This is a genomic window from Agarivorans sp. MS3-6, from assembly GCF_054112545.1.
Window position 1 is genome coordinate 4,578,764 of sequence record NZ_CM134202.1, and the last position, 21,158, is coordinate 4,599,921.

The 21,158-nt window shown below is 44.4% G+C and carries 16 protein-coding genes; 7 read left to right on the top strand and 9 right to left on the bottom strand.

Going from position 1 to position 21,158, the window contains the following annotated elements:
• Positions 1–134: 134 nt before the first annotated feature.
• The 3 genes from codB to codA are packed head-to-tail and all read left to right on the top strand — an operon-like array spanning position 135 to position 3,835.
• On the top strand, positions 135–1,391 hold the full coding sequence (gene codB, locus ACVFI8_RS21005) for a cytosine permease (protein WP_248711643.1): 1,257 nt from the start codon (positions 135–137) through the stop codon (positions 1,389–1,391).
• The gene (locus tag ACVFI8_RS21010; RefSeq protein WP_457872582.1) at positions 1,391–2,578 is read left to right on the top strand and encodes a PucR family transcriptional regulator; all 1,188 of its coding nucleotides are present in this window, start codon (positions 1,391–1,393) and stop codon (positions 2,576–2,578) included. The genes codB and ACVFI8_RS21010 overlap by 1 nt, the downstream gene beginning before the upstream one ends.
• A 3-nt stretch (positions 2,579–2,581) precedes the next feature.
• On the top strand, positions 2,582–3,835 hold the full coding sequence (gene codA, locus ACVFI8_RS21015) for a cytosine deaminase (protein WP_457872583.1): 1,254 nt from the start codon (positions 2,582–2,584) through the stop codon (positions 3,833–3,835).
• Between the two features lie 57 nt (positions 3,836–3,892).
• Here codA and ACVFI8_RS21020 read toward each other — a convergent pair whose 3' ends face one another.
• The gene (locus tag ACVFI8_RS21020; protein ID WP_457872584.1) at positions 3,893–5,116 is read right to left on the bottom strand and encodes a DEAD/DEAH box helicase; all 1,224 of its coding nucleotides are present in this window, start codon (positions 5,114–5,116) and stop codon (positions 3,893–3,895) included.
• Between the two features lie 267 nt (positions 5,117–5,383).
• Here ACVFI8_RS21020 and ACVFI8_RS21025 point away from each other — a divergent pair, with 267 nt between their 5' ends.
• Positions 5,384–5,875 carry a DUF2937 family protein gene (locus ACVFI8_RS21025; protein ID WP_248715565.1) on the top strand — a complete coding sequence of 164 codons (492 nt, stop codon included), beginning with the start codon at positions 5,384–5,386 and terminating at the stop codon, positions 5,873–5,875.
• A gap of 308 nt (positions 5,876–6,183) precedes the next feature.
• Here ACVFI8_RS21025 and ACVFI8_RS21030 read toward each other — a convergent pair whose 3' ends face one another.
• The 5 genes from ACVFI8_RS21030 to hydA are packed head-to-tail and all read right to left on the bottom strand — an operon-like array spanning position 6,184 to position 11,402.
• Complete coding sequence (locus ACVFI8_RS21030) at positions 6,184–7,188, bottom strand: ABC transporter substrate-binding protein (RefSeq protein ID WP_248715564.1); 1,005 nt, start codon at positions 7,186–7,188, stop codon at positions 6,184–6,186.
• Between the two features lie 41 nt (positions 7,189–7,229).
• Positions 7,230–8,192 (bottom strand): ABC transporter permease, encoded by a 963-nt coding sequence (locus tag ACVFI8_RS21035; RefSeq protein ID WP_457872585.1) that lies wholly within the window; start codon positions 8,190–8,192, stop codon positions 7,230–7,232.
• Positions 8,185–9,072, bottom strand: coding sequence for an ABC transporter permease (locus tag ACVFI8_RS21040; RefSeq protein ID WP_248715562.1), 888 nt, complete (start codon positions 9,070–9,072; stop codon positions 8,185–8,187). Before ACVFI8_RS21040 ends, ACVFI8_RS21035 begins: the two co-directional genes overlap by 8 nt.
• Positions 9,073–9,093: 21 nt before the next feature.
• Positions 9,094–9,927 (bottom strand): ABC transporter ATP-binding protein, encoded by an 834-nt coding sequence (locus ACVFI8_RS21045; protein WP_457872586.1) that lies wholly within the window; start codon positions 9,925–9,927, stop codon positions 9,094–9,096.
• A gap of 35 nt (positions 9,928–9,962) precedes the next feature.
• On the bottom strand, positions 9,963–11,402 hold the full coding sequence (gene hydA, locus ACVFI8_RS21050; RefSeq protein WP_248715560.1) for a dihydropyrimidinase: 1,440 nt from the start codon (positions 11,400–11,402) through the stop codon (positions 9,963–9,965).
• 447 nt (positions 11,403–11,849) lie between these two features.
• Between hydA and ACVFI8_RS21055 the strand changes: the two genes are divergently transcribed.
• Complete coding sequence (locus ACVFI8_RS21055; RefSeq protein WP_457872587.1) at positions 11,850–13,130, top strand: Zn-dependent hydrolase; 1,281 nt, start codon at positions 11,850–11,852, stop codon at positions 13,128–13,130.
• A gap of 82 nt (positions 13,131–13,212) precedes the next feature.
• Here ACVFI8_RS21055 and ACVFI8_RS21060 read toward each other — a convergent pair whose 3' ends face one another.
• Positions 13,213–13,863: a TetR family transcriptional regulator C-terminal domain-containing protein gene (locus ACVFI8_RS21060; protein WP_248715558.1), complete on the bottom strand. Its 651-nt coding sequence runs from the start codon at positions 13,861–13,863 to the stop codon at positions 13,213–13,215.
• Positions 13,864–14,177: 314 nt separating this feature from the next.
• Here ACVFI8_RS21060 and ACVFI8_RS21065 point away from each other — a divergent pair, with 314 nt between their 5' ends.
• Together ACVFI8_RS21065 and preA are read left to right on the top strand one after the other, a co-directional pair.
• Positions 14,178–15,521 carry an NAD(P)-dependent oxidoreductase gene (locus tag ACVFI8_RS21065; protein WP_457872588.1) on the top strand — a complete coding sequence of 448 codons (1,344 nt, stop codon included), beginning with the start codon at positions 14,178–14,180 and terminating at the stop codon, positions 15,519–15,521.
• A 4-nt stretch (positions 15,522–15,525) separates the two neighbouring features.
• Positions 15,526–16,800: an NAD-dependent dihydropyrimidine dehydrogenase subunit PreA gene (gene preA / locus ACVFI8_RS21070; RefSeq protein WP_457872589.1), complete on the top strand. Its 1,275-nt coding sequence runs from the start codon at positions 15,526–15,528 to the stop codon at positions 16,798–16,800.
• Between the two features lie 85 nt (positions 16,801–16,885).
• On the opposite strand, the gene ACVFI8_RS21075 is transcribed toward preA, so the two are convergent.
• On the bottom strand, positions 16,886–19,981 hold the full coding sequence (locus ACVFI8_RS21075; protein WP_457872590.1) for an efflux RND transporter permease subunit: 3,096 nt from the start codon (positions 19,979–19,981) through the stop codon (positions 16,886–16,888).
• Positions 19,981–21,084, bottom strand: a complete 1,104-nt coding sequence (locus tag ACVFI8_RS21080; RefSeq protein WP_457872591.1) for an efflux RND transporter periplasmic adaptor subunit — start codon at positions 21,082–21,084, stop codon at positions 19,981–19,983. Before ACVFI8_RS21080 ends, ACVFI8_RS21075 begins: the two co-directional genes overlap by 1 nt.
• Between the last annotated feature and the right edge of the window lie 74 nt (positions 21,085–21,158).

Sequence of the window (21,158 nt, forward strand, 5' to 3'; positions counted from 1 at the left end):
GCTATTGGTACATTTATTGAAATAAAAATTGTTAGTAAAGCACGACAAAAAGTCTTCAATAAACCTGTTGTGGATGGCACGGTCCTTGGAAGGTATAACTTGAACGGATTCGTTTTCAATTCAGGAGAAAGGCAATGAGTCAAACAAATGATTTTCCGCTAAGTGCTGTGCCAGATGACCAACGTAAGGGGTGGTGGTCTATGGCTTCTGTATTACTCGGTTTTACTTTTTTCACTGCTACCATGTGGGCGGGTGGAACGATTGGAACGGCTTTTAGCTTTAGTGAGCTGATATGGATTATTGTGATAGGTAATCTTTTACTCGGTTCTTATGCCGCAGGCTTGGCCTATGTGGCGTACAAAACGGGCTTAAACTCAGTATTGTTAGGCCGTTATTGTTTTGGCCTGAAAGGCAGTATGCTTTCTGACTTCGTGTTAGGTTTTACCCAAATAGGTTGGTATGCATGGGGCACCGCTACTATCGCCATTGTGCTGGTAAAACTATTAGGCTTGCCTGAAGGATTAACGATTCCATTAATGGTGTTGTTTGGTTTTGGTTTTTGTATCACCGCAACCATTGGCTACCGAGGTATTGAACTATTATCAAAAGTGTCAGTGCCTGCGATGTTGGTCTTTATTGCCATATCTCTTTTTCAAGGAGTGATTGATGTCGGTGGCCTAAGCCAATTAATAGGTATTGAGCCGACGAGTACTATGCCTATGGCAGCCGCCATTACGATGGTGTTTGGTACCTTTGTTAGTGGTGGGACGCAAGCGACCAACTGGAGCCGTTTTTCTAAGAGTGGCAAAATAGCTGTCACTACCACTTTGGTCGCATTTTTCATCGGTAATGGCTTAATGGTGTTTGTTGGCGCTTTTGGCGCGCTTGTTTACCAGCAAGCGGATATTGTTGATGTGTTGGTCGCTCAAGGGTTCGTATTAGTGGCGGTATTAATGTTGTTCACCAATATTTGGACAACACAAGATAATACTATTTATAACTTTGCAGCAGCAGGCTGTAATTTGCTACGCACCGATAAACGCCGTGCAGTCACCATTGGAGGGGCCGCCATAGGCACCTTACTGGCGATATTTGGCATGTACAATATGTTGATTCCTTTCCTCATATTGTTAGGCACATTTATCCCGCCAATTGGTGCGATTATCATGACCGACTTCTGGGTAAAATATAAAGCAGCACCACCAAGTTTAGAGCAAGTCTCGCTACCACAGTTTAATATGCAAGGGCTGGCCGCTTATGGCGTAGCATCGGCTGCTGCCTACTTTTCACCTTGGGTGGCGCCGTTGGTGGGTATTGTGGTTGCCAGCGCGTTTTATAGCTTATTGGTGTTTATTTCTTCAGCGCAACCTAGCTTAGCTAAAGAGGCCTAATGCCCTTAAAAGTAAGTGAAATAGCTGTTATTCCTGGCTTAGAAGCTTTTAAGCTTCGGGCTGGGGAGAGCGGTTTGAATAATATTATTCGTTGGCCCTATGTGGCGGAAAACCGAGAGCTTGGGCCCTGGCTTCTAGGGGGAGAGTTAATATTCGTTACAGGGATCAATCTTCAACGCAGTGTTGAAGAATATCAGCAGTTAATCCTTGAAGGGCAAGCTAAGTCTGCGGCTGGTATGGTAATTCTTACTGGTTCTGAATTTATACAGGTGATCCCAGAGGCCGTGTTACAGTTTGCAGATCGGCAAGGTTTTCCGGTATTTGAACAACCCTATAGTCTACCTATGGTGAAAGTCACAGAACTGATTTGCAACCGGATTATTCAAGTCGACTTAGCCGAACATTCCTTACGCTGGTTTTTAAGCCATGTAATTGAATCTCCCAGAGCTTTGCCGGCTTTAGCTATCCAACGCGCTGAAGCACTTAACTTAGACTTTGAACAGGCTTTGTTGGTGGCGTTTTTATTACCCTTAACAAGTGAAGGTTTAGATTCAAGTGCTTGGGCCTTTACTCTAAATCGATTATTAGAACCTTACCATCGGTGTTTGCCGGTTTTAGAGTATCAAGATGGATGGTACCTATTCCTTGGCAATCCAAAGCAGCTTAATCACGAGCAGCAAATTCACTTATGGACAGATATAGTTGATACATTGAACGAAGCCCAATTGTTTTGCTCGATAGGAGTGAGTGAAGCAGGACTCGGTTTTCGTCAATTGGGCTTAGCGGCCCAGCAAGCAAAGCAGGCTGCGCATTTTTCAAAAAATTGCTCTCGACAAACAGTACTGCACTATAGTGATTTAGGTATTAACAAGATATTTGTTGCGGTGGATAACCAAGAATTATTAACCGAGTTTTGCCGTCAGCACTTAGGGTCACTATATGCCAATACTGATGCGCAAGCGCTAATACTTAAACAAACTGTAGCAGCTTATTTTGACAACCTCTGCGGCGCTAGGCAAACCGCACAAAGCCTCGCTATTCACCGTAATACTTTGCAACATCGCTTGCAAAAGTTCCAATCTTTAACGGGGATGCAACTAAATAATGCCCAACAGCGATTGTCGGTACAAAACGCCTTAATGATGGAAGCGTCACTATTAAACGAAAGTAAGCACTATGGAAGATAAGCAATGAAAATTATTAATGCCCGCCTACGAGGTAAACAACCGTTATTTACTTTGCTAATCGAAAACGGTTTGTTTAGCCAGATTGAAGCGCAGCAAGGCGTATTAACGGACGACTCGGCGACCTATGATGCCAAAGGGAATCTATGCTGTGCGCCTTTTGTAGAACCGCATATTCACTTAGATGCCGCGTTAACAGCTGGCGAGCCAAACTGGAATATGAGTGGCACCTTGTTTGAAGGTATCGAGCGTTGGGCTGAACGTAAACCGCTACTTACCCGACAAGACGTTGAACAGCGCGTATTAAAAACAATTGAATTACTGGTAGCAAATGGGGTGCAGTATATTCGCACCCACGTAGATGTTACTGACCCTGACTTAGTCGCCCTAAAAGCGATTGTTGATATCAAACAGCGTATTAAAGACAAGATACATTTACAAATTGTGGCGTTTCCACAGGAGGGAATTTGGTCGTATCCAAATGGGCGACAATTAATGGAAAGGGCCTTAGAAGAGGGCGCTGATGTTATTGGTGGAATCCCTCACTTTGAGTTTACCCGAGAGTATGGGGTAGAGTCGATGCGGTGGGTCATCGAGCTAGCGCAGAAAACGGGTAAGCTGGTCGATGTTCATTGTGATGAGATAGACGATGGTGCCGCCAGGTTTTTGGAGGTGTTGGCCACTGCAGCCTTAGAAGCAAATTTGGGGCCTCGAGTAACCGCCAGTCACACAACAGCAATGCATTCTTACAACAACGCCTATTGCTCAAAGTTATTTCGATTATTGAAAATGTCCAAGATAAACTTTGTCTCTTGCCCGACCGAGAGTATTCACTTACAAGGGCGTTTTGATACTTACCCAAAACGTCGTGGCATCACCCGGGTAAAAGAGTTGCGAGAAGCGGGGCTAAATGTATGTTTTGCTCAAGATTCAATCCAAGATCCCTGGTATACCCTGGGTAATGGAAAGTTACTAAGGGTATTAGATTCAGGCATCCATAGTTGCCATATGATGGGGTATAGCGAGTTACAAAACTGCTTAGATCTTATTACTGATAATGGCGCTAAAACCCTACAAGTAGAACATGAGTATGGTATTGAGCTCGGTAAGCCAGCTAACTTAATTGTGTTACAAGGTGGCAACGATGTAGAAGTACTGCAGCAGCAGGGAGAAGTGTTGTTATCAATACGCCATGGTAATGTGTTACTTGAACGTAAGCCGGCGGAAGTCGTGAGCATGACCCAGTTTGTTGATAGTTAGGCTTGACGCCAAGAGCAGCCTGGATGCTGCTCTTGGTTTAGTAGACATCACTGTCACTTATTTGCTAGGTTTTTTTCGGGGCTTATAGTGACCTGAACCCTTATTCGATTTAGGACGAAAATTTAAAATCGAAACAGGGACTTCTTTAATCGGTGTAAACCCCTCAACCTCTTTTCGTTCAATTAATTGACCTAGGCGGCTTTCAATAGCACACAAATTTCTAAAATCATCTCGTGAAACAAACGATATAGCTTCACCAATAGCGCCTGCACGGCCAGTTCGACCGATTCGGTGAATATAATCATCGCTTTGATCGGGCAAGTCATAATTGACTACTCGGTCTAAGTCGTCAATATCGATACCACGCGCGGCTATACCGGTTGCAACGACAAACTGCACTTCTCCAGATTTAAAGTCCGCCAGTAATTTGCTGCGTGATGCTTGGCTCCTGCCACTATGAAAGGCCTCGGCTTTAATGCCTCGCTTTTCTAATTGGCTCACTAGTTTTGCCGAACCGTGTTTGGTTTGAATAAAGATCAACGCTTGCTGCCATTGGTTAGCAAGGATCATTTGGCTTAACAGCGCAGACTTTTTGTCTTTATCTACAGTAACCAGCCATTGGTCTATCTTAGGGGTGTTGTCACTGTTACTTGCAACGGAAATCTCTGTAGCATGCTCAATGGTACTTTTAGCTAACTGACGAATTTGCGGTGATAAGGTAGCAGAGAACAATAAGCTCTGACGCTGTTCAGGCAGTCTATCTACAATTTTCGTGATGTCATCGATGAAGCCCATATCGAGCATGCGGTCTGCTTCATCTAATACCAAGGTGTCTAATTGGTCAAAATGAACGGCCCGTTGATACATCATATCTAGCAGCCTACCCGGTGTAGCGACTAAAATGTCGATACCATAAATTAAGGCTTGTTTTTGTGGTTCAGAGTCAACACCACCATACATAGCTAGTGAGCTAATCTCTAAGTGTTTTGCATAATCAACGATGTTTTCTTCGACCTGAATAGCCAGCTCTCGGGTAGGTGTTAAAATTAATACCCTTACTCGTTTACCGCGTAATGCTTCTTGCTGTTCAGTCAGCTTCTGTAAAATGGGTAACACAAAACTGGCCGTTTTACCGGTGCCTGTTTGTGCTGCTGCTATCAGGTTTTTACCTGATAGCACTACTGGAATAGCCTTTTTTTGGATAGGCGTCGGTTGTTGATAACCGCATTCATTTAGCGCTTGAAGTATCGGGGTGCTTAATCCGAGTTTAGAAAATGGCATTGTAGATCTCAGGTGGGTAATAACAAGATAACTGTTACGGCCTTTGTCGATAACAGCTAATATCGGGGCATTATAACATGAAGCTAATTATTCACTGAGTAAAGTTGAATGTGACGGCGGGTATAGTGGCTTAGTAGAGTAATAATGGTTGTCACAAGACTCTGCAGTTCATTAGATAAGGCTTAGATTTTTTTAGCCAGTGCTTTATTGTTTATAACTTCGAAGCTGTGTTAGTACGCTGTTACAATTTATATGAGGACTTAGGGTGTGTTGGTAAATACGTTAGATAAAGTGTTGTTTGCAGTGTTGTTATTAGCCTTTTTCCAAATGCCAATCTTAACCGAGCATTATTTACAGTTTGTAAATGGCCAATACCACTCGGCAAAACAACAAGTGGACAATTTTCAAATCAATGCAGACTTGCACCAGTACGCCAGTATTGACGCTATGATTGATGATTTTAAACAAAATTCTAATCTTGCTGTGCGTACTGATGCAATGCAAAAACAGCAAACAATGGCCAATTTTAGGCAACTTGGTCAAGCAATTGAATTGTTTACCCAGGGGAATCTTTACCAAAAATCAATATATATGTTTAGCCCTGAGCGCTGGCAAACCTTAAAAAAAGTATTAGCAAACTTCACTCCGGGGATTTCCTTAAACCCGCTAACCATCGTTTATAGCGTGATCGCTGCATTGTTCTTAGGGGGCATGCTTATGTGGCCTATACGCCGCATGGCTGTCAATGCGACTAGTTAGCATCATTCAAACAAAATATGCAAAAAAGCCGAGTGATTCAACCCAGTACTAGAAATGGGGCCTAACACAACTAGGTAGTCACTAGCTAAACAAAGCCAGTATGATTCGAAATGTTGAAAGATATGGGGTTTAACGTAGGACCGGGCAGTAGCAGCAAACGCAACTTGAAATGGGGCGCTTTACTAAAAGCCTTACTTATGTGCTTTAATCGCCGAATAGCTGCTAACGCAACTAGGTAGTCACTAGCTAAACAAAATATGCAAAAAAGGCTGCGCGATGCAGCCTTTTACCGGATTAAGTATTAGCTATTAGAGTTTTGCCGCAGCATCAAACACGACATGCGTGTAAGCACCTTCTGGTACTTTAGTAATCACGGGTGACGAATCACTATCAAGTAGTACTTTTACGGTCCGGTCAAACGCAGCAGGTTCTAAATAACCCACACCTTTACCACTGCTAGCTAGTAATTTAGCCACTTCGCCAGCCATACGAATTTGATGTTCTTCGGTTTGCGCGCCGGTATCATCGTAATCTAATACGATTAAGCCCGCTTCTTTAGGGTTAGCTGCAGCCCATTCCCAACCTTGGATGGTTGCTTTTAAAAACTTAGCATAAGCGTCTAATTTCTTGGGATCTTTTAATGAATCTTCTAAGACATAAAGACCGTCTTCTAGGGTAGCTACACCTTCATCTTCGTATTTAAACAAAATGAGTTCGTCGTTGCTCAAACCACCATCTAGTACTTGCCCATATTCGTTGTAGGTCATGGTTGAAACGCAATCTGCTTGGCCCTGGAAAATTGGATCTACGTTGAAACCTTGCTTAAGAACCGTTACACCGTCTTCTCCGCCTGTGGTTGAGTAACCTAATTTAGACATCCAGCTTAAGAAAGGGTATTCGTTACCAAAGAACCACACACCTAATGTTTTCCCCTTAAAGTCTGCAGGACTGCTGATACCGCTAGATTTTAGACAGGTTAACATCATTCCAGACTTGCCGTAGATTTGTCCGATATTGACGAGTGGTAGGCCTTTTTCTCGAGTTGCGAGTGCTGAGGGTAGCCAGTCAACAACCACATCGGCACCGCCGCCGGCCAGTACTTGAGCGGGGGCAATATCGGGACCACCGGGTTTAATGGTTAAATCGATGCCCTGATCTTTATAAAAACCCTTGTTTAACGCGACATAGTAGCCAGCAAATTGTGCTTGAGTCACCCATTTTAACTGAAGGGTAAGTTTTTCAGCGGCGTTAGCCCCAAAACTGGCCGCTAATAGCGCGGCGCCAGATGCTAGTGAAATCAAAGTTCTATTCATAGTTAATTCCCTTTATTGCTACGATTATTAAGAGTGAGTAGTTAGTGTTTGTTGTTGCCTCGAAACGAGGGGTGCCAAAATAGCAGTGATTTTTCTAACAAGGCCAAAGCCCCATAACTGAGTGAACCAGCGACTGCTGCTACCACAATCGTGGCCCATACCATGTCCATATTCATTCGCCCAACTTCAGTAGAAATGCGAAATCCCATGCCAACGATAGGTGTGCCAAAAAACTCAGCGACAATCGCGCCTATCAGCGCAAGTGTTGAATTGAGCTTTAAAGCGTTAAAAATAAATGGCAGCGCCTGCGGTAACTGACTTTTGAAAAAAGTCTGCGACTTGCTGGCTGCGTAGGTATGCATCAAATCTTTATGCAGTGCATCGGTTGATTGCAGCCCCGTTAAGGTATTAATAAACATTGGAAAGAATGTCATTACAACGATTACAGCTGCCTTCGACTGCCAATCGAAGCCAAACCACATCACCATAATTGGCGCTATCCCAACAATGGGGATGGCTGACATAAAGTTACCTAATGGCACTAAACCCTGACGGAGGAAGGCGCTTTTTACTGCCCACTGCGCCATCAAGAAGCCTGATGCACAACCCAATAAATAACCCGCTAGCACCGCCTTTAAGTAGGTTTGCCTAAAGTCTGCCCATAATATTGGTAGGTTGTTAATTAGTGCGTCAAATATACTTGAAGGAGCGGGCAGTAAAACCGGCGAAATGGCGTAACCTTCAACAATGCTCTGCCAGGCTAATATCAACATGAAGGCAAATATTGTGGGTATTAAAGGCTTGATATAGCGAGCCTGATTTGGCTGTGATGAACACAATTGAGTCAATTGATTTAACAGCGCTGCAACGGCGTAAAACGACATCAACAACAGTAATATCAGGCTAGGGGAACGTTGATAGAAGCCAGCCTCGGCACTTGTCACCAGTACTAACTGTAATGCGATCAAGCCAAGGTGCAATGCACTAGCAAAATAATTAAGCATTAGTTAGGCCTCCGCGACGTTTTAATAAAGCCGTTTCAGCGAGGCCAACCAGCCAAACCAATATTGAGCCCAGTAGTGCTGCCATTAATAGGGCCGCCCAAATTTGTTGTGTTTGTCCGTAGTAAGAACCGCTTAATAGACGCGAACCTAATCCCCCTTGAGCGCCGGTAGGTAATTCAGCAACGATTGCTCCCACCAAAGCAGCCGCGATGGCCACTTTTAAACTAGCGAATAGATAGGGTTGTGCAGAGTACCAACGTAATTTCCAAAAGGTTTGTAATACACTGGCGTTGTAGGTATGCATTAATTCAACATGTAAAGTATCTGAAGCGCGTAGTCCTTTAACCATGCCGATGGTGACAGGGAAGAAAGATAAGTACATGGATATTACCGCTTTAGGTACCACGCCAGTGATGTTGAGCGCACCTAACACCACCACGATGATCGGTGCGATCGCAAGTATAGGAATAGTTTGTGATGCGATTACCCATGGCATAAGGCTCGCTTCTAAGGTTTTATTATGCACAATACCAATGGCAATCAACATGCCCAACATTGAGCCGAACACGAAACCTAGTAAGGTCGAGTTAAGGGTGATAACGCTATGAAAAACCAAGGAACGTTTAGAGTTCACTGAAGTATCAAACACTGATTTTTTTAGCTCTAATGCTACCTGATGAGGTGCCGGTAACATGGGGCGTTTAACTTGATAAGCTTGGCTCAAAATTTGGCTGTAAGTCCAATCTTGTTTTTTCCGCTCTAAGTTTTGTATCAGCTGATTTCCATTCATGATCAAAGCAGCTAAATACCATATAGCGATGATGATGACGATCAGGCTAACTAGCGGTAGCCATTTACGAACCGTGCTGTTGCTGTTCATATTTACTGATCTCCGCGTGAATTAATCAATGGCATGATCGTTCGCCAGTGCTGTGCGGATCTCTGCAGCTAAGTCATGAAAAGCCGCTTGGTCACGTAAGGCTAGGGTTTTTAACCTAGGTAATGGGCTTTCAATTACTTTAACAATCCGCCCTGGTCGCGGCGACATCACCACAATATGGGTGGAAAGAAGAACGGCTTCGGCTATCGAATGGGTAACAAATACCACGGTCTTTTGGGTTTCCTGCCAAATTCGCAGCAGTTCCATATTCATGTGGTCACGGGTTATTTCATCCAAAGCACCGAAGGGCTCATCCATCAACAACAATTCGGGATTAATACAAAGAGCGCGTGCGATAGATGCCCGTTGCTGCATGCCGCCAGATAATTGCCATGGAAATTTTTTATGAAAGTCTTGTAGACCCACCATCTTTAAATACTTGTCTATTTGCTTTTGCTGATGTGAGCCCGATTGACCAGAAATTTCCATCGGTAAGGCACAGTTTTGTTGAATCGTGCGCCAGGGTAATAAACCCGGTGCTTGAAACACGTAGCCGTAAAGCCGATTAAGCCTAGCGTCTGTTGGCGAGGTGCCATCTACCTTAATGGTTCCTGATGTTGCCTGTTCTAAATCGGCGATAACCCTAAGCAAAGTTGTTTTACCGCAGCCCGATGGGCCAATAAACGAAACAAAATCACCCTCGTTAATAGTGAGGTTAATATTGGATAGGGCGTTAACGGGGCCATCATTAGTATTAAAAACCAGCGAGAGATCCTCTACCGTGATCATCTCTCTCTTACCATGAGGGTCTTGCTCCATCGGTTGGTCTGTTATTGCTTGTTGTACTGCTAACATAGGTGTTGTCTCACTGTCTTAAGCTTCACAAAGCACTAGCGACTTACCGCTACGGGCGTCTTTGCTTGGTTATATTTTGTTACTGCATCAAAGATTGATGGGAAAGCAGGGCGTTTTATGTAACGGCCGGCGCCTTCTTCTACAAACAGTTGGCCGTCTTTAAACACAACCTTTCCTTGGCTTACGGTGATGTGAGGGGCGCCAAATACAGTCCGACCTTCGAAGATGTTAAAATCGATTTTTTGGTGATGCGTTTTTGCAGAAAGCGTATGTTGTTTGCTAGGGTCCCAAATCACGATGTCGGCATCTGATCCTGCTGCGATGCAGCCCTTTTGAGGGTAAAGATTGAATATCTTGGCACTGTTGGTGGAGGTGACGGCAACAAATTCTTGTTCGCTTAAGCGTCCTTTGTTTACACCTGAGTCCCACAACACCATCATACGGTCTTCGACTCCTGCTGTGCCATTGGGGATTTTACTAAAATCATCTTTGCCTGCGGCTTTTTGGTCCGCACAAAAACAACAATGATCGGTGGCGGTTGTTTGCAGCGTTCCGCCTTGTAGGGCTTTCCATAACACTTCTTGATGGCCTTTGGGCCTAAACGGTGGGCTCATAACATGGGCAGCTGCAGTCGCCCAATCTTCATGCTGGTAGACACTGTCATCGAGTTCTAAATGTCCCGCTAAGCATTCACCGTATACGCGTTGTCCTTCGTGGCGCGCTCGGGCGATCTCATCCACCGCTTCTTTGCAAGAAACATGAACAAGATAGAGCGGTACACCGAGAGATTGAGCAATTCGAATAGCGCGGTTTGCGGCTTCTCCTTCAACTTCAGTCGGCCGTGATAAGGGATGAGCTTCTGGGCCAGTTAAACCCGCTTCAATCAGTTTATTTTGTAAGTGATAAACTAATTCGCCATTTTCAGCATGTACAGTGGGCATCGCCCCCAATTCTAGACAACGGTTAAAACTGTTAACCAAGGTTTCATCTTCGGCCATAATGGCATTTTTATACGCCATGAAGTGTTTAAAGCTGTTCACGCCATGCTCGGTAACCAAGCGTCCCATATCTTGGTATACACTGTCATCCCACCACGTTACTGCCACATGGAACGAGTAATCAGATACCGAGCGAGAAGCCCAATCCATCCAAGTATCGAAAGCTTCCATTAAAGGCTGTTGCGGGTTAGGTATGACAAAATCGATAATCATCGTGGTTCCGCCAGCCAAACCCGCCGCGGTACCACTATAAAAGTCTTCGCTGGCCACGGTGCCCATAAACGGTAATTGCATATGGGTATGTGGATCAATGCCTCCTGGCATCACAAGTTTGCCGCTAGCATCGATTATTTCTGCATCGTTAGGGACGCATAAGTTTTCACCAACCGCTTTAATAACACCATCTTCGCAATAAACATCAGCAAAGATACTTTGATCGGCGTTGACAACTTTGCCACCTTTAATTAGTAAACTCATCACTAACAAACTCCATCTCAGTTTAATCAAAGGAAGTGCATCAAATTGAGTGCTTGATGTAAGTTCCTTGTTTGTTAGCTAACTATGCAATTGGTTGACCAACTGGACAGCTAGTAGCTGAGATGGCTTTCAAGGCCCCGTAATTACTCGCTTTAACTAAGATAGACAATGATTGTTATTGGGGCTTATAGGCCTTGATAACGCTCCATAGCAGGGCATTAAGTGCTTTTTTAGTGCATAAAAACTGAGCAGTTTGCTAGGGTATTTCCTTTTTACCTACCTTTATAACTAAAAAATTTTAAAAATACTCTTTAATTACAACGATATAAAATCATTTGCTCTATGACCTGTCCAAATGGTCAGCCTATTGCATGGCTATCGCTTAGCAGATTGATATTTTGCCCAGTTAGCGTCAGTTAACAGGCAACCTTTTGGTTATTGGAGGCCATGATGAGTAGCTTTAAAATTAACAGTGATCGCTTGTGGGACAGTTTAATGGAAATGGCAAAAATAGGAGCCACCGAAAAAGGAGGTTGCCGCCGCTTAGCCTTAACTGGTCTGGATAAACAAGGACGCGAACTATATATCAAGTGGGCCGAAGAGGCGGGTTGTGCAGTAAAAATTGATGCTGTAGGGAATATTATCTGTACGCGTCCAGGCGATGACATGAGCTTGCCGCCGGTAGGTACGGGTAGTCACTTAGATACGCAGCCATCGGGTGGAAAATTTGATGGTGTATTTGGTGTGCTATCGGGTTTAGAAGTGGTGCGCACAATGAATGACTTAGGCTTAAAAACCAAACACCCTATTGAAATTTCAGTTTGGACAAACGAAGAGGGTTCCCGCTTTGCTCCCGCAATGATGGGCTCTGGCGTGGTATCGGGGCGTTTTAGCTTACAAGAAATATTAGATAGCACTGATGTCGATGGCTTGCGCTTAGGGGATGAGTTAGAGCGTATTGGTTTCGCTGGCGATACGCCGGTCACGGGGCGCAAGTTTCACGCGTTCTTCGAAACTCATATTGAGCAAGGTCCCTATTTAGAAGCAGAAGAAAAACAAATTGGCGTAGTAACTGGTGGGCAAGGGCAGCGCTGGTTTAACGCTACCTTAACTGGCAGAGAATCACATGCTGGAACAACCCCAATGCACTTGCGTAAAGATGCATTGTTAGCCAGCACCCTACTGATTCAAAAAGTGGAACAGATCGCTAAGGCGCACCCTCCAGGTTGCGGCACCGTCGGATTTGTCCAAGTGCTGCCCAATTCACGTAATACCATTCCTGGAAAAATCGAAATGAGCATCGATTTACGCCACCCGCTTGATGAAGAACTTAGCGCGATGGATGTAGCCTTAAATAATGCAGTAGCTGAATTGATGGAGCAAACCGGGGTTGAAGTCTTATTAGACCCATTTTGGTACTACGAGCCAATTCATTTTGACTCAAATTGCGTAAATGCAGTACGTGACGCGACGGTAAATCTTGGTTACAGCCATATGGATATCATTGCAGGGGCTGGCCATGACGCTTGTTATGTCTCTGATTTTGCGCCAACTAGCATGATTTTCACGCCCTGTTTAGATGGTATCAGCCACAATGAAATTGAGAGTACCACACAAGAAGAATGCGAAGCAGGTTGCTCGGTGTTGTTAAATGCGATGTTAAGTATGGCTGAAATAACTACCCAAAGCTCAGCTGTGGAGCATCAAGATTTAGCGACCAGTAAATAAGACTGGTAGGGGAGCAGCACCAAGCTAGGTTGCTCCCTTGCACCACAAACATTCGGGCAGCAGCGTTGATCCAAACGGTGTTCTACAGCAGTTTAATACCGCAGCCCTTTAGTACTAATCGTGAAAGAAACTCTACGCCTGCTTCATAATCGCTGGCTTCCAAAGCTTCTTTATCCATCATCATGCTGCTTTGTAAGGCGTAGTCTGCATAGGCTTGGGTTGATGACCATATCATAAACAATAAGTGTTCTGGGTTGATGGGTTCCATCCACTGCTTAGCTATCCATTCGCGAAATACTTGGCAGGTTTTATCGAACTGTTGTTTAAGCTCGGTAGCGAGTTGCTCCCGCAAATAAGGCGCGCCATGCAATATTTCGGCGGCAAATATTCGAGAGGCATTAGGGTGCTCTTTAGACAATTTCATTTTTTGCAAAATGTAGTGTCTAAGTGCGATGTTGGGATGCTGTTCAGCTGTCATTTCATCCATGTGACTCATCCACACGACCAATAATTGGCTTAAAACACCCTTATACAACGCTTCTTTGGTTTTGAAGTAATAAAGCACGTTGGCTTTTGGCAAATTAGCTTTAGCCGCAATCGCAGCAATAGTCGTACCTGAGTAGCCATTTTCAGCAAAAAGCTGCTCTGCGACAAACAGAATTTGTTCTAGATTGTCTTTGCGTATATCAGCTAGTTTGCGGCGTTTAACCCCAGTAGCTTGTGATTTTGTCATTGTTTTGTTGGTCTCGACATCCTAAGGGCCTGCACTAATATGTCGCCAGCTGCCTTAAAAATGGGCAATGTAATTAACTACATATGGCTTAAAGCATAACCCTAATTGAGCCATGATGTAATAGTTCTAAACAGATGATTTAAAATATTATAAATTTTATGTAATTAAAACAATGTGTTAATCAGGTGATTCGCTTTGACCATTCATCTTCTGACCGTTTGGTCAGAAGGTGGTATGGGCTTTGCTTTGTTTTTATACAACGAGATTCGTTTATCTCAGTATTATAAAAATAGGGAGATCCCATGGTGATGAGTATGGAAAAGCCTGAAGGCTATTCACAGCAACAGCTAGCCCTTGATCAGATGTTCAAGGATATAAACCCCGCGTTAAGTGCCCGCCAAGCCGGAATCGAGAGTTCACGTTGTTACTATTGTTATGACGCGCCTTGTATCACCGCTTGTCCTTCAAAGATTAATATACCCAGTTTTATAGCCAGTATTCATGCTGATGATTTAACTGGAGCGGCAAAAACGATTTACCAAGAGAACATCATGGGGGGCAGTTGTGCCAGGGTATGTCCTACTGAAATATTGTGTGAACAAGCTTGTGTTCGCAATAAAGAACAAGAGCAATCACCGGTAAAGATTGGTTTGTTGCAACGCCATGCCACCGATAACGCTGTTTTTTCTGGTCACCCCTTTGAACGAGCCGCCTCTACTGGAAAAACCATTGCTGTGGTCGGTGCGGGGCCCGCGGGCTTAAGTTGTGCACATCGCTTAGCCATGCTGGGTAATGATGTTGAGATATTTGAAGCAGCGGCTAAACCGGGTGGTTTAAATGAGTACGGCATTGCTAAATACAAACTGACTGACAATTTTGCTCAACAAGAAGTAGAGTTTATTTTGAGCATTGGTGGAATCACGGTTCATACCGACACCGCCTTAGGTCGCGATATCAGCTTAGCTGAATTGAAAGGACAATTTGATGCGGTGTTTTTAGCAATAGGTTTGCAAGACGTTCAATCCTTGATGCTGGTAAACGAGAGCCACCCGCAGATCCTCAATGCTGTTGATTATATAAAAGAACTACGCCAAGCCACTGAACTAAGCCAACTTAACGTGCCACTAGATAGCGCAGTCGTGATTGGTGCTGGTAACACAGCCATTGATATCGCTTGCCAACTTAAACGTTTAGGCACTGAAGAAGTGACTTTGGTATACCGACGTGGTGCAGAGCATATGAGCGCGACAGCCCATGAGCAGCAAATTGCGAAGAACCACCAAGTCATCATTAAAACTTGGGCGAGACCTGAACAGATTAACCTCGATCATGATGGCGTGCTTCGTAGCATGAGCTTCCGCAAAACCTACAGTGAAGATGGCCAACTAGAAGATACAGATCAAACTTTTGATGTGGCTTGTTCTGCCGTATTTAAAGCGGTAGGGCAAAAGTTTACTTATCCAGATAAAGAGCAACTTATCCCGACTGTGAGTAACGGGAAAATTACTACTTTTGGTCAGCAAGTCACCAGCATTGATGGCGTATTTGCCGGAGGAGACTGTACCAGCGTGGGACAGGATTTAACAGTAGAGGCTGTACAACAAGGCAAGCTAGCGGCTTTAGCCATTCATCAACAAATTAACGCAGTGGAGGCATAAGACTATGGCCGATTTATCAATAGAATTTGCAGGAATTAAGTCTCCAAACCCTTTTTGGTTGGCATCAGCCCCTCCTACTGACAAAGCCTATAATGTAGAACGAGCATTTGAAGCAGGATGGGGAGGCGTGGTTTGGAAAACCTTGGGAGAGGATCCCGCGGCTGTAAATGTTTCATCGAGATACTCAGCCATTTACGACCACAATGGTGAAGTTGCAGGGTTTAATAATATTGAGCTAATTACCGACCGAAGTTTAGAGATTAACCTAAAAGAAATTGAAGCGGTCAAGAAAAGCTGGCCAGACAGGGCATTGGTGGTGTCGCTAATGGTGCCTTGTGAAGAAGAGGCTTGGAAAAAAATCGTTAAGCAGGTCGAACAAACTGGTGCGGATGGCTTAGAGCTAAACTTTGGCTGTCCACATGGAATGCCTGAGCGCGGAATGGGCGCAGCGGTAGGTCAAGTGCCTGAATATATTGAAATGGTTACCCGTTGGTGCAAAACCTACAGCAAACTCCCGGTGATTGTAAAACTCACCCCCAATATCACTGACATACGCTTTTCAGCGCGGGCAGCTAAGCAAGGTGGTGCTGACGCGGTATCATTGATTAACACCATTAACTCGATTACAGGCATAGACCTAGACAAAATGGCAGCCAGACCGGTTGTTGATGGTAAAAGTACCCATGGAGGTTATTGTGGGCCAGCGGTTAAACCGATTGCACTCAATATGGTGAGTGAAATAGCCCGCGATCCAGAAACCGCCGGTCTGCCTATCTCGGGCATTGGTGGAATTGGCAATTGGCGGGATGCGGCTGAGTTTATTTCGTTAGGCTCAGGTTCGGTACAGGTATGTACTGCGGCGATGATTTACGGCTTTAGAATCGTTAGTGAGATGCAAACCGGTTTATCTAACTGGATGGACAGTAAAGGCTACAAAAAGATTTCTGATTTTCAAGGTTTAGCCGTTCCGAATACTACCGACTGGAAGTATCTGAACATGAACTACAAAGTTGTGGCTGATATTGACGAAGATAAGTGTATTGGTTGCGGTCGCTGTTATATCGCTTGTGAAGATACTTCACACCAAGCGATTGATAAAACTGTTCGGGCCGATGGCAGCGTAGCTTTTGAAGTGATAGAAGATAAATGCGTAGGTTGTAACCTATGTCAAATCACCTGTCCTGTTGACCAGTGTATTAAGATGGAGCAAAAAGAAGCAGATAAACCTTATATGAACTGGACCCAAGACCCGCGTAACCCCTACAAGGACGCTTCTTAAGTTCAGTGGTGTCGTCACTTTGCTCTGCGATATTGCAGAGCAAAGTAATTAGCGTTTTGCTGTGAACCTAAAGAGGCTCTTAAAACTAGGTTTGTTGCTTGGTCATCTCTTTTTTAAGTTGTTTTGCAACATAATCCGGTGAATGAGTAGAGCGTGCCAGCAGTTGATACATCGCAGGAATGACCAGTAAACTGACCACCGATGCGAATGCCATTCCAAACAATACGACAGTTCCTACCGATATTCGACTTTCAGCTCCAGCACCGCTAGACATGATTAACGGAACTGCTCCGGCGACTGTTGTGAACGCCGTCATCATAATCGGTCGTAGGCGACGAGATGCGGCTTGTACCACGGCCTGGTTAAACGCAATACCTCGATCGCGCAGTTGGTTGGCATATTCTACGATCAGTATTCCGTTTTTGGTCACCATACCGATCAACATAATCATCGCAATTTGGCTGTATATATTAAGGCTTTCGTTCATTAGGTACATCCCGGCAAGACCGCCGAAAATGCCCATGGGAACGGTAAACATCACAACCGCCGGGTTAATAAAACTTTCGAATTGGGCCGCAAGTACTAAATAAGCAACAACTAAGGCCATACAGAAAATGATCACAGTACTGCTTTGATTTTCTTTGTAATCTTTAGATTCGCCGCTAAAGTCGATGGATATATCGCTGGGCAGGTTTTTAATGGCTAACTGCTCTAAGTGGTCAAGTGCTTCTCCCAAGGTATATCCCTGATTCATGGTCCCTGAAAGAGTCACCGCCCGTTGTTTATTTAGGCGACTCAAGCGATTTGCTGATGCGGTTTCAACCAGTTGGGTTACGCTATCTAAGGTGAGTAAAGAACCATTGGCTGCACGTAAGTAAATTTTGCTTAGATCAGTTGCACTATTAAATCCTTCTTCACCCCCTCGTATGTAAACATCGTACTCTTCACCGCGATCGACAAAGGTAGTTTCGCTGCGTCCACCCAGCATAATTTCTAAAGTATCTGATATTTCGCTAACACTTAAGCCCAATTCAGCCGCCCGCTGTCGGTCAATCTTAACCAGTAATTCAGGCGTTTTCTCAGAGTAATTGATATCAAGAGCGCCGATTGAAGGATGTAATTCAGCCTTTTGTAACATTATTTGCCCCCAATGATTGAGTTCTTCGAAGCTCGCTCCTGCTAAAACAAATTGAATAGGGTCATCAGATTTCCCGCCAAAGCCGGGTTGGCGTGGTCTAATAGAAATATCTGCAATATTGGCTAAGGTTTTTCGCAATAAATTTACCGCATCAGCCGCACTTTGCTCTCGTTGTGCCCAATCTTCTAATTGCACAATAATAAACGCTGTATTATCGCCGGCTTGACCGCCAAAAGCCGGTGTTTGCAGATTAAATGACTTGATTAAGCCTTGGCCAACCAAAGGCATGATTTGCTGCTCTACTTGGTCCATGTTGGTGGTCATTCTATCGTAACTTGTACCTTCAGCCCCTTTGACCATGATCTGTACTACTCCACGGTCTTCTACGGGGGCTAACTGTGCAGGAATCAATTGCATTAAACCAACGCTGCCTAAAATACATAGAATAATCGCGGTAGGTGCAGCAGTGCGTGATTCAATTATTTTGGTTAACAAACCTTGGTAAGCAGGGAGCAATTTGGCAAATAACTTCTCCAGGCCCTGGCTAACGCGACTAGGTTTGGCATTTAGACTGAGTAATTTACTGGCTAAAGCCGGCGTCAAGGTGAGTGCGATTAACGATGAAAAAACCACTGCGACCGACAGTAGTACTGAGAATTCAGTAAACATTTTTCCAACCATGCCGTCCATGTAAGCAATCGGCATAAATACCATCACCAATACTAAGGTGGTTGCTATAACAGCAAAACCCACTTCGCGGGTACCCCGATAAGCCGCTAATAAGGGTGGGGTGCCTTGCTCAATGTGATGGTAGATGTTTTCTACGACGACGATAGCATCATCAACCACTAAACCAATCGCAAGAATTAATGCCATTAGGGTTATTAAGTTGATGGAGAAGCCGAAACTTTGTGCGGCGATAAAAGCGGCAATAAGCGATACCGGCACCGTAACCGCCGGTATAATGGTAATTTTTGCCTGACCGAGGAAGATATACAGTACTAAAACAACTAAGCCACCGGTAATCATTAAGGTTTGATACACCTCACTAATTGCCTGCTCAATAAACACCGTGGAATCATAGTCAACTTTAAGTTCAGTGCCTTCGGGAAGATAGGTTTGCAAACGTTCTACTTCAGCGCTGACTTGCTGTGCAACGTTTAGCGGGTTGGCATCAAGTTGTGGGATGATACCCAGACTCAAGTTTAAGATGCCGTCACTTTTAAAACTTGAGTTTTCGTTTTCAGCGCCCACAAATACTTTTGCTACATCTTTTAGATATACGTGAGTACCGTCTTGGCTGGTTCTAAGACGAAGATATTCAAAGTCTTTTGCGTTGGAGTATAAGCGCTCGGTACGCACCGGCATAACCGTGGTGTCGTTTCTGATTTCTCCGCCAGGTAATTCGAGGTTCTCACGCTTAAGCGCAGCAACTACATCGCTAGGGGTGATTTGCCGTCCAGCCATTAGGCTTGGGTCTAGCTTTACATACATTACCTTATATAATGCACCAGTCAGTTCAACTGAACTTACGCCACTGATTAGATTGAATCGATCGACCAATACACGCTCAGCATAATCGGTCAGCTCAGTACGATCCATTTTGCTAGAATTTACATTTATGTAAATTGAAGACTCACCCGATCCGTTGTCTTTGGAAACCACGGGATCAGTAATATCATCGGGCAAGCTTCGTTTTGCACGGTCTACAGCATCTCGAATATCGCTAACTCCCTCGGTTAACGGCCAATCGAGCAAAAAGGTCACGGTGACTCTAGACATCCCATTGCGAGAAACCGAATCAATTTGATCAACCCCACTAATGCCCGAGAGTTGGTCTTCGATAATTGCGGTAATTTGGCTATCAACAATGCTAGCAGAGACACCTTCGTAACGGGTAGTAATGGTCACTACTGGGTTTTCTACATCGGGCATTTCCCTAACGGCTAGTTGATTAAAAGACGCAATGCCAAATACACAGAGCAAGGCGCTAAGTACGAAAGCTACAACAGGCCGCTTTACTGATATGTCGGACAAGAGCATTAAATCGGCTCCTGCATGTTGCTGGGTTTAAGTGGCTTGCCTTCTGTTGATTTAGCGATCTGTTGCTTTAGATCTCTAACATTTACTCCATCGCGAATGTTGACCAAACCTTGTACCACAATGGTGTCATTTAGCTTAATGCCTTGGTCTATCAAAACATAGTTATTGATACGCGTACCCAATTGTATTTCGCTACGGTGAGCGATTTGTTCGTCATCTACAACATAAACGAAACGTTTGGTGCCTGAGTACTCGATGGCCTGCACTGGAATCATTGGCTGGGTGGTAGGTGGTAATACTAAAGTGGCTCGCATCATCATGCCCGGCTTGAGTTGATAATCATGATTGGTAAAGCTAACCCGTACCTTAAGATTTAAGGTATTACTATCAACCCTCGGATCAATCACTTCAATGATCCCTTGATATACTTTGTTTGGCCATGCCGGCGTTGACGCTTGGATTGGCATGCCTGTTTCCAACGATGATAAATATCGATCAGGAATACTTAAATCTAGTTGTAGCCTATCCAGATTATCTAAATTCAGTAAAGTTTGATTGGCGGTGATGAGCGCGCCCTTACTGATGTCTACTAAGCCAATAACGCCGCTGAAAGGAGCAGTGAGTTGATGATCGTAAAGATCAGATTGCGCCGATAGTAGTCTGGCTTCTGCAATTGAAACGCTGGCAAGTTGCGCATCATAACTAGTTTGAGACACGGCTTTACGTTTAAGCAATTGTTCAAATTCATGCAGTTTTCGCTGTTCGTCAGCTAAGTAAGCTTGGGCTTCGGCTAATAGCGCCTTGGCTTTTAAATCGTTTAGTTCAATCAGTAACTCGCCAGCGTGCACCGATTGGTTTGAACGGACGTTGATTTTTTCAATTTTCCCCGTCACTTCTGCGGCGATAGCCACAGCTTGCTCAGCATCTAAGGTGCCGATTAAACTTAGTGTTTGTGAAAGACTGTGCTGTTGAACTTGCTCTGTGCTGACCAATGTCGGAGCCAAAGTTCGAACCGCTTGAGTCTCCTCTGACTGTTGGTGAAATAAAATTAGGGCAATTAAACTGACAATGAGAAATGGCGGAACTAAAAAGCGCAATAACATGGTGATCCGAACAGCTAGAAAACAAGCTGCTATTCTAGTTGGTCTTAGTTACAGCTGCGGTAAAGTAGTGTAAA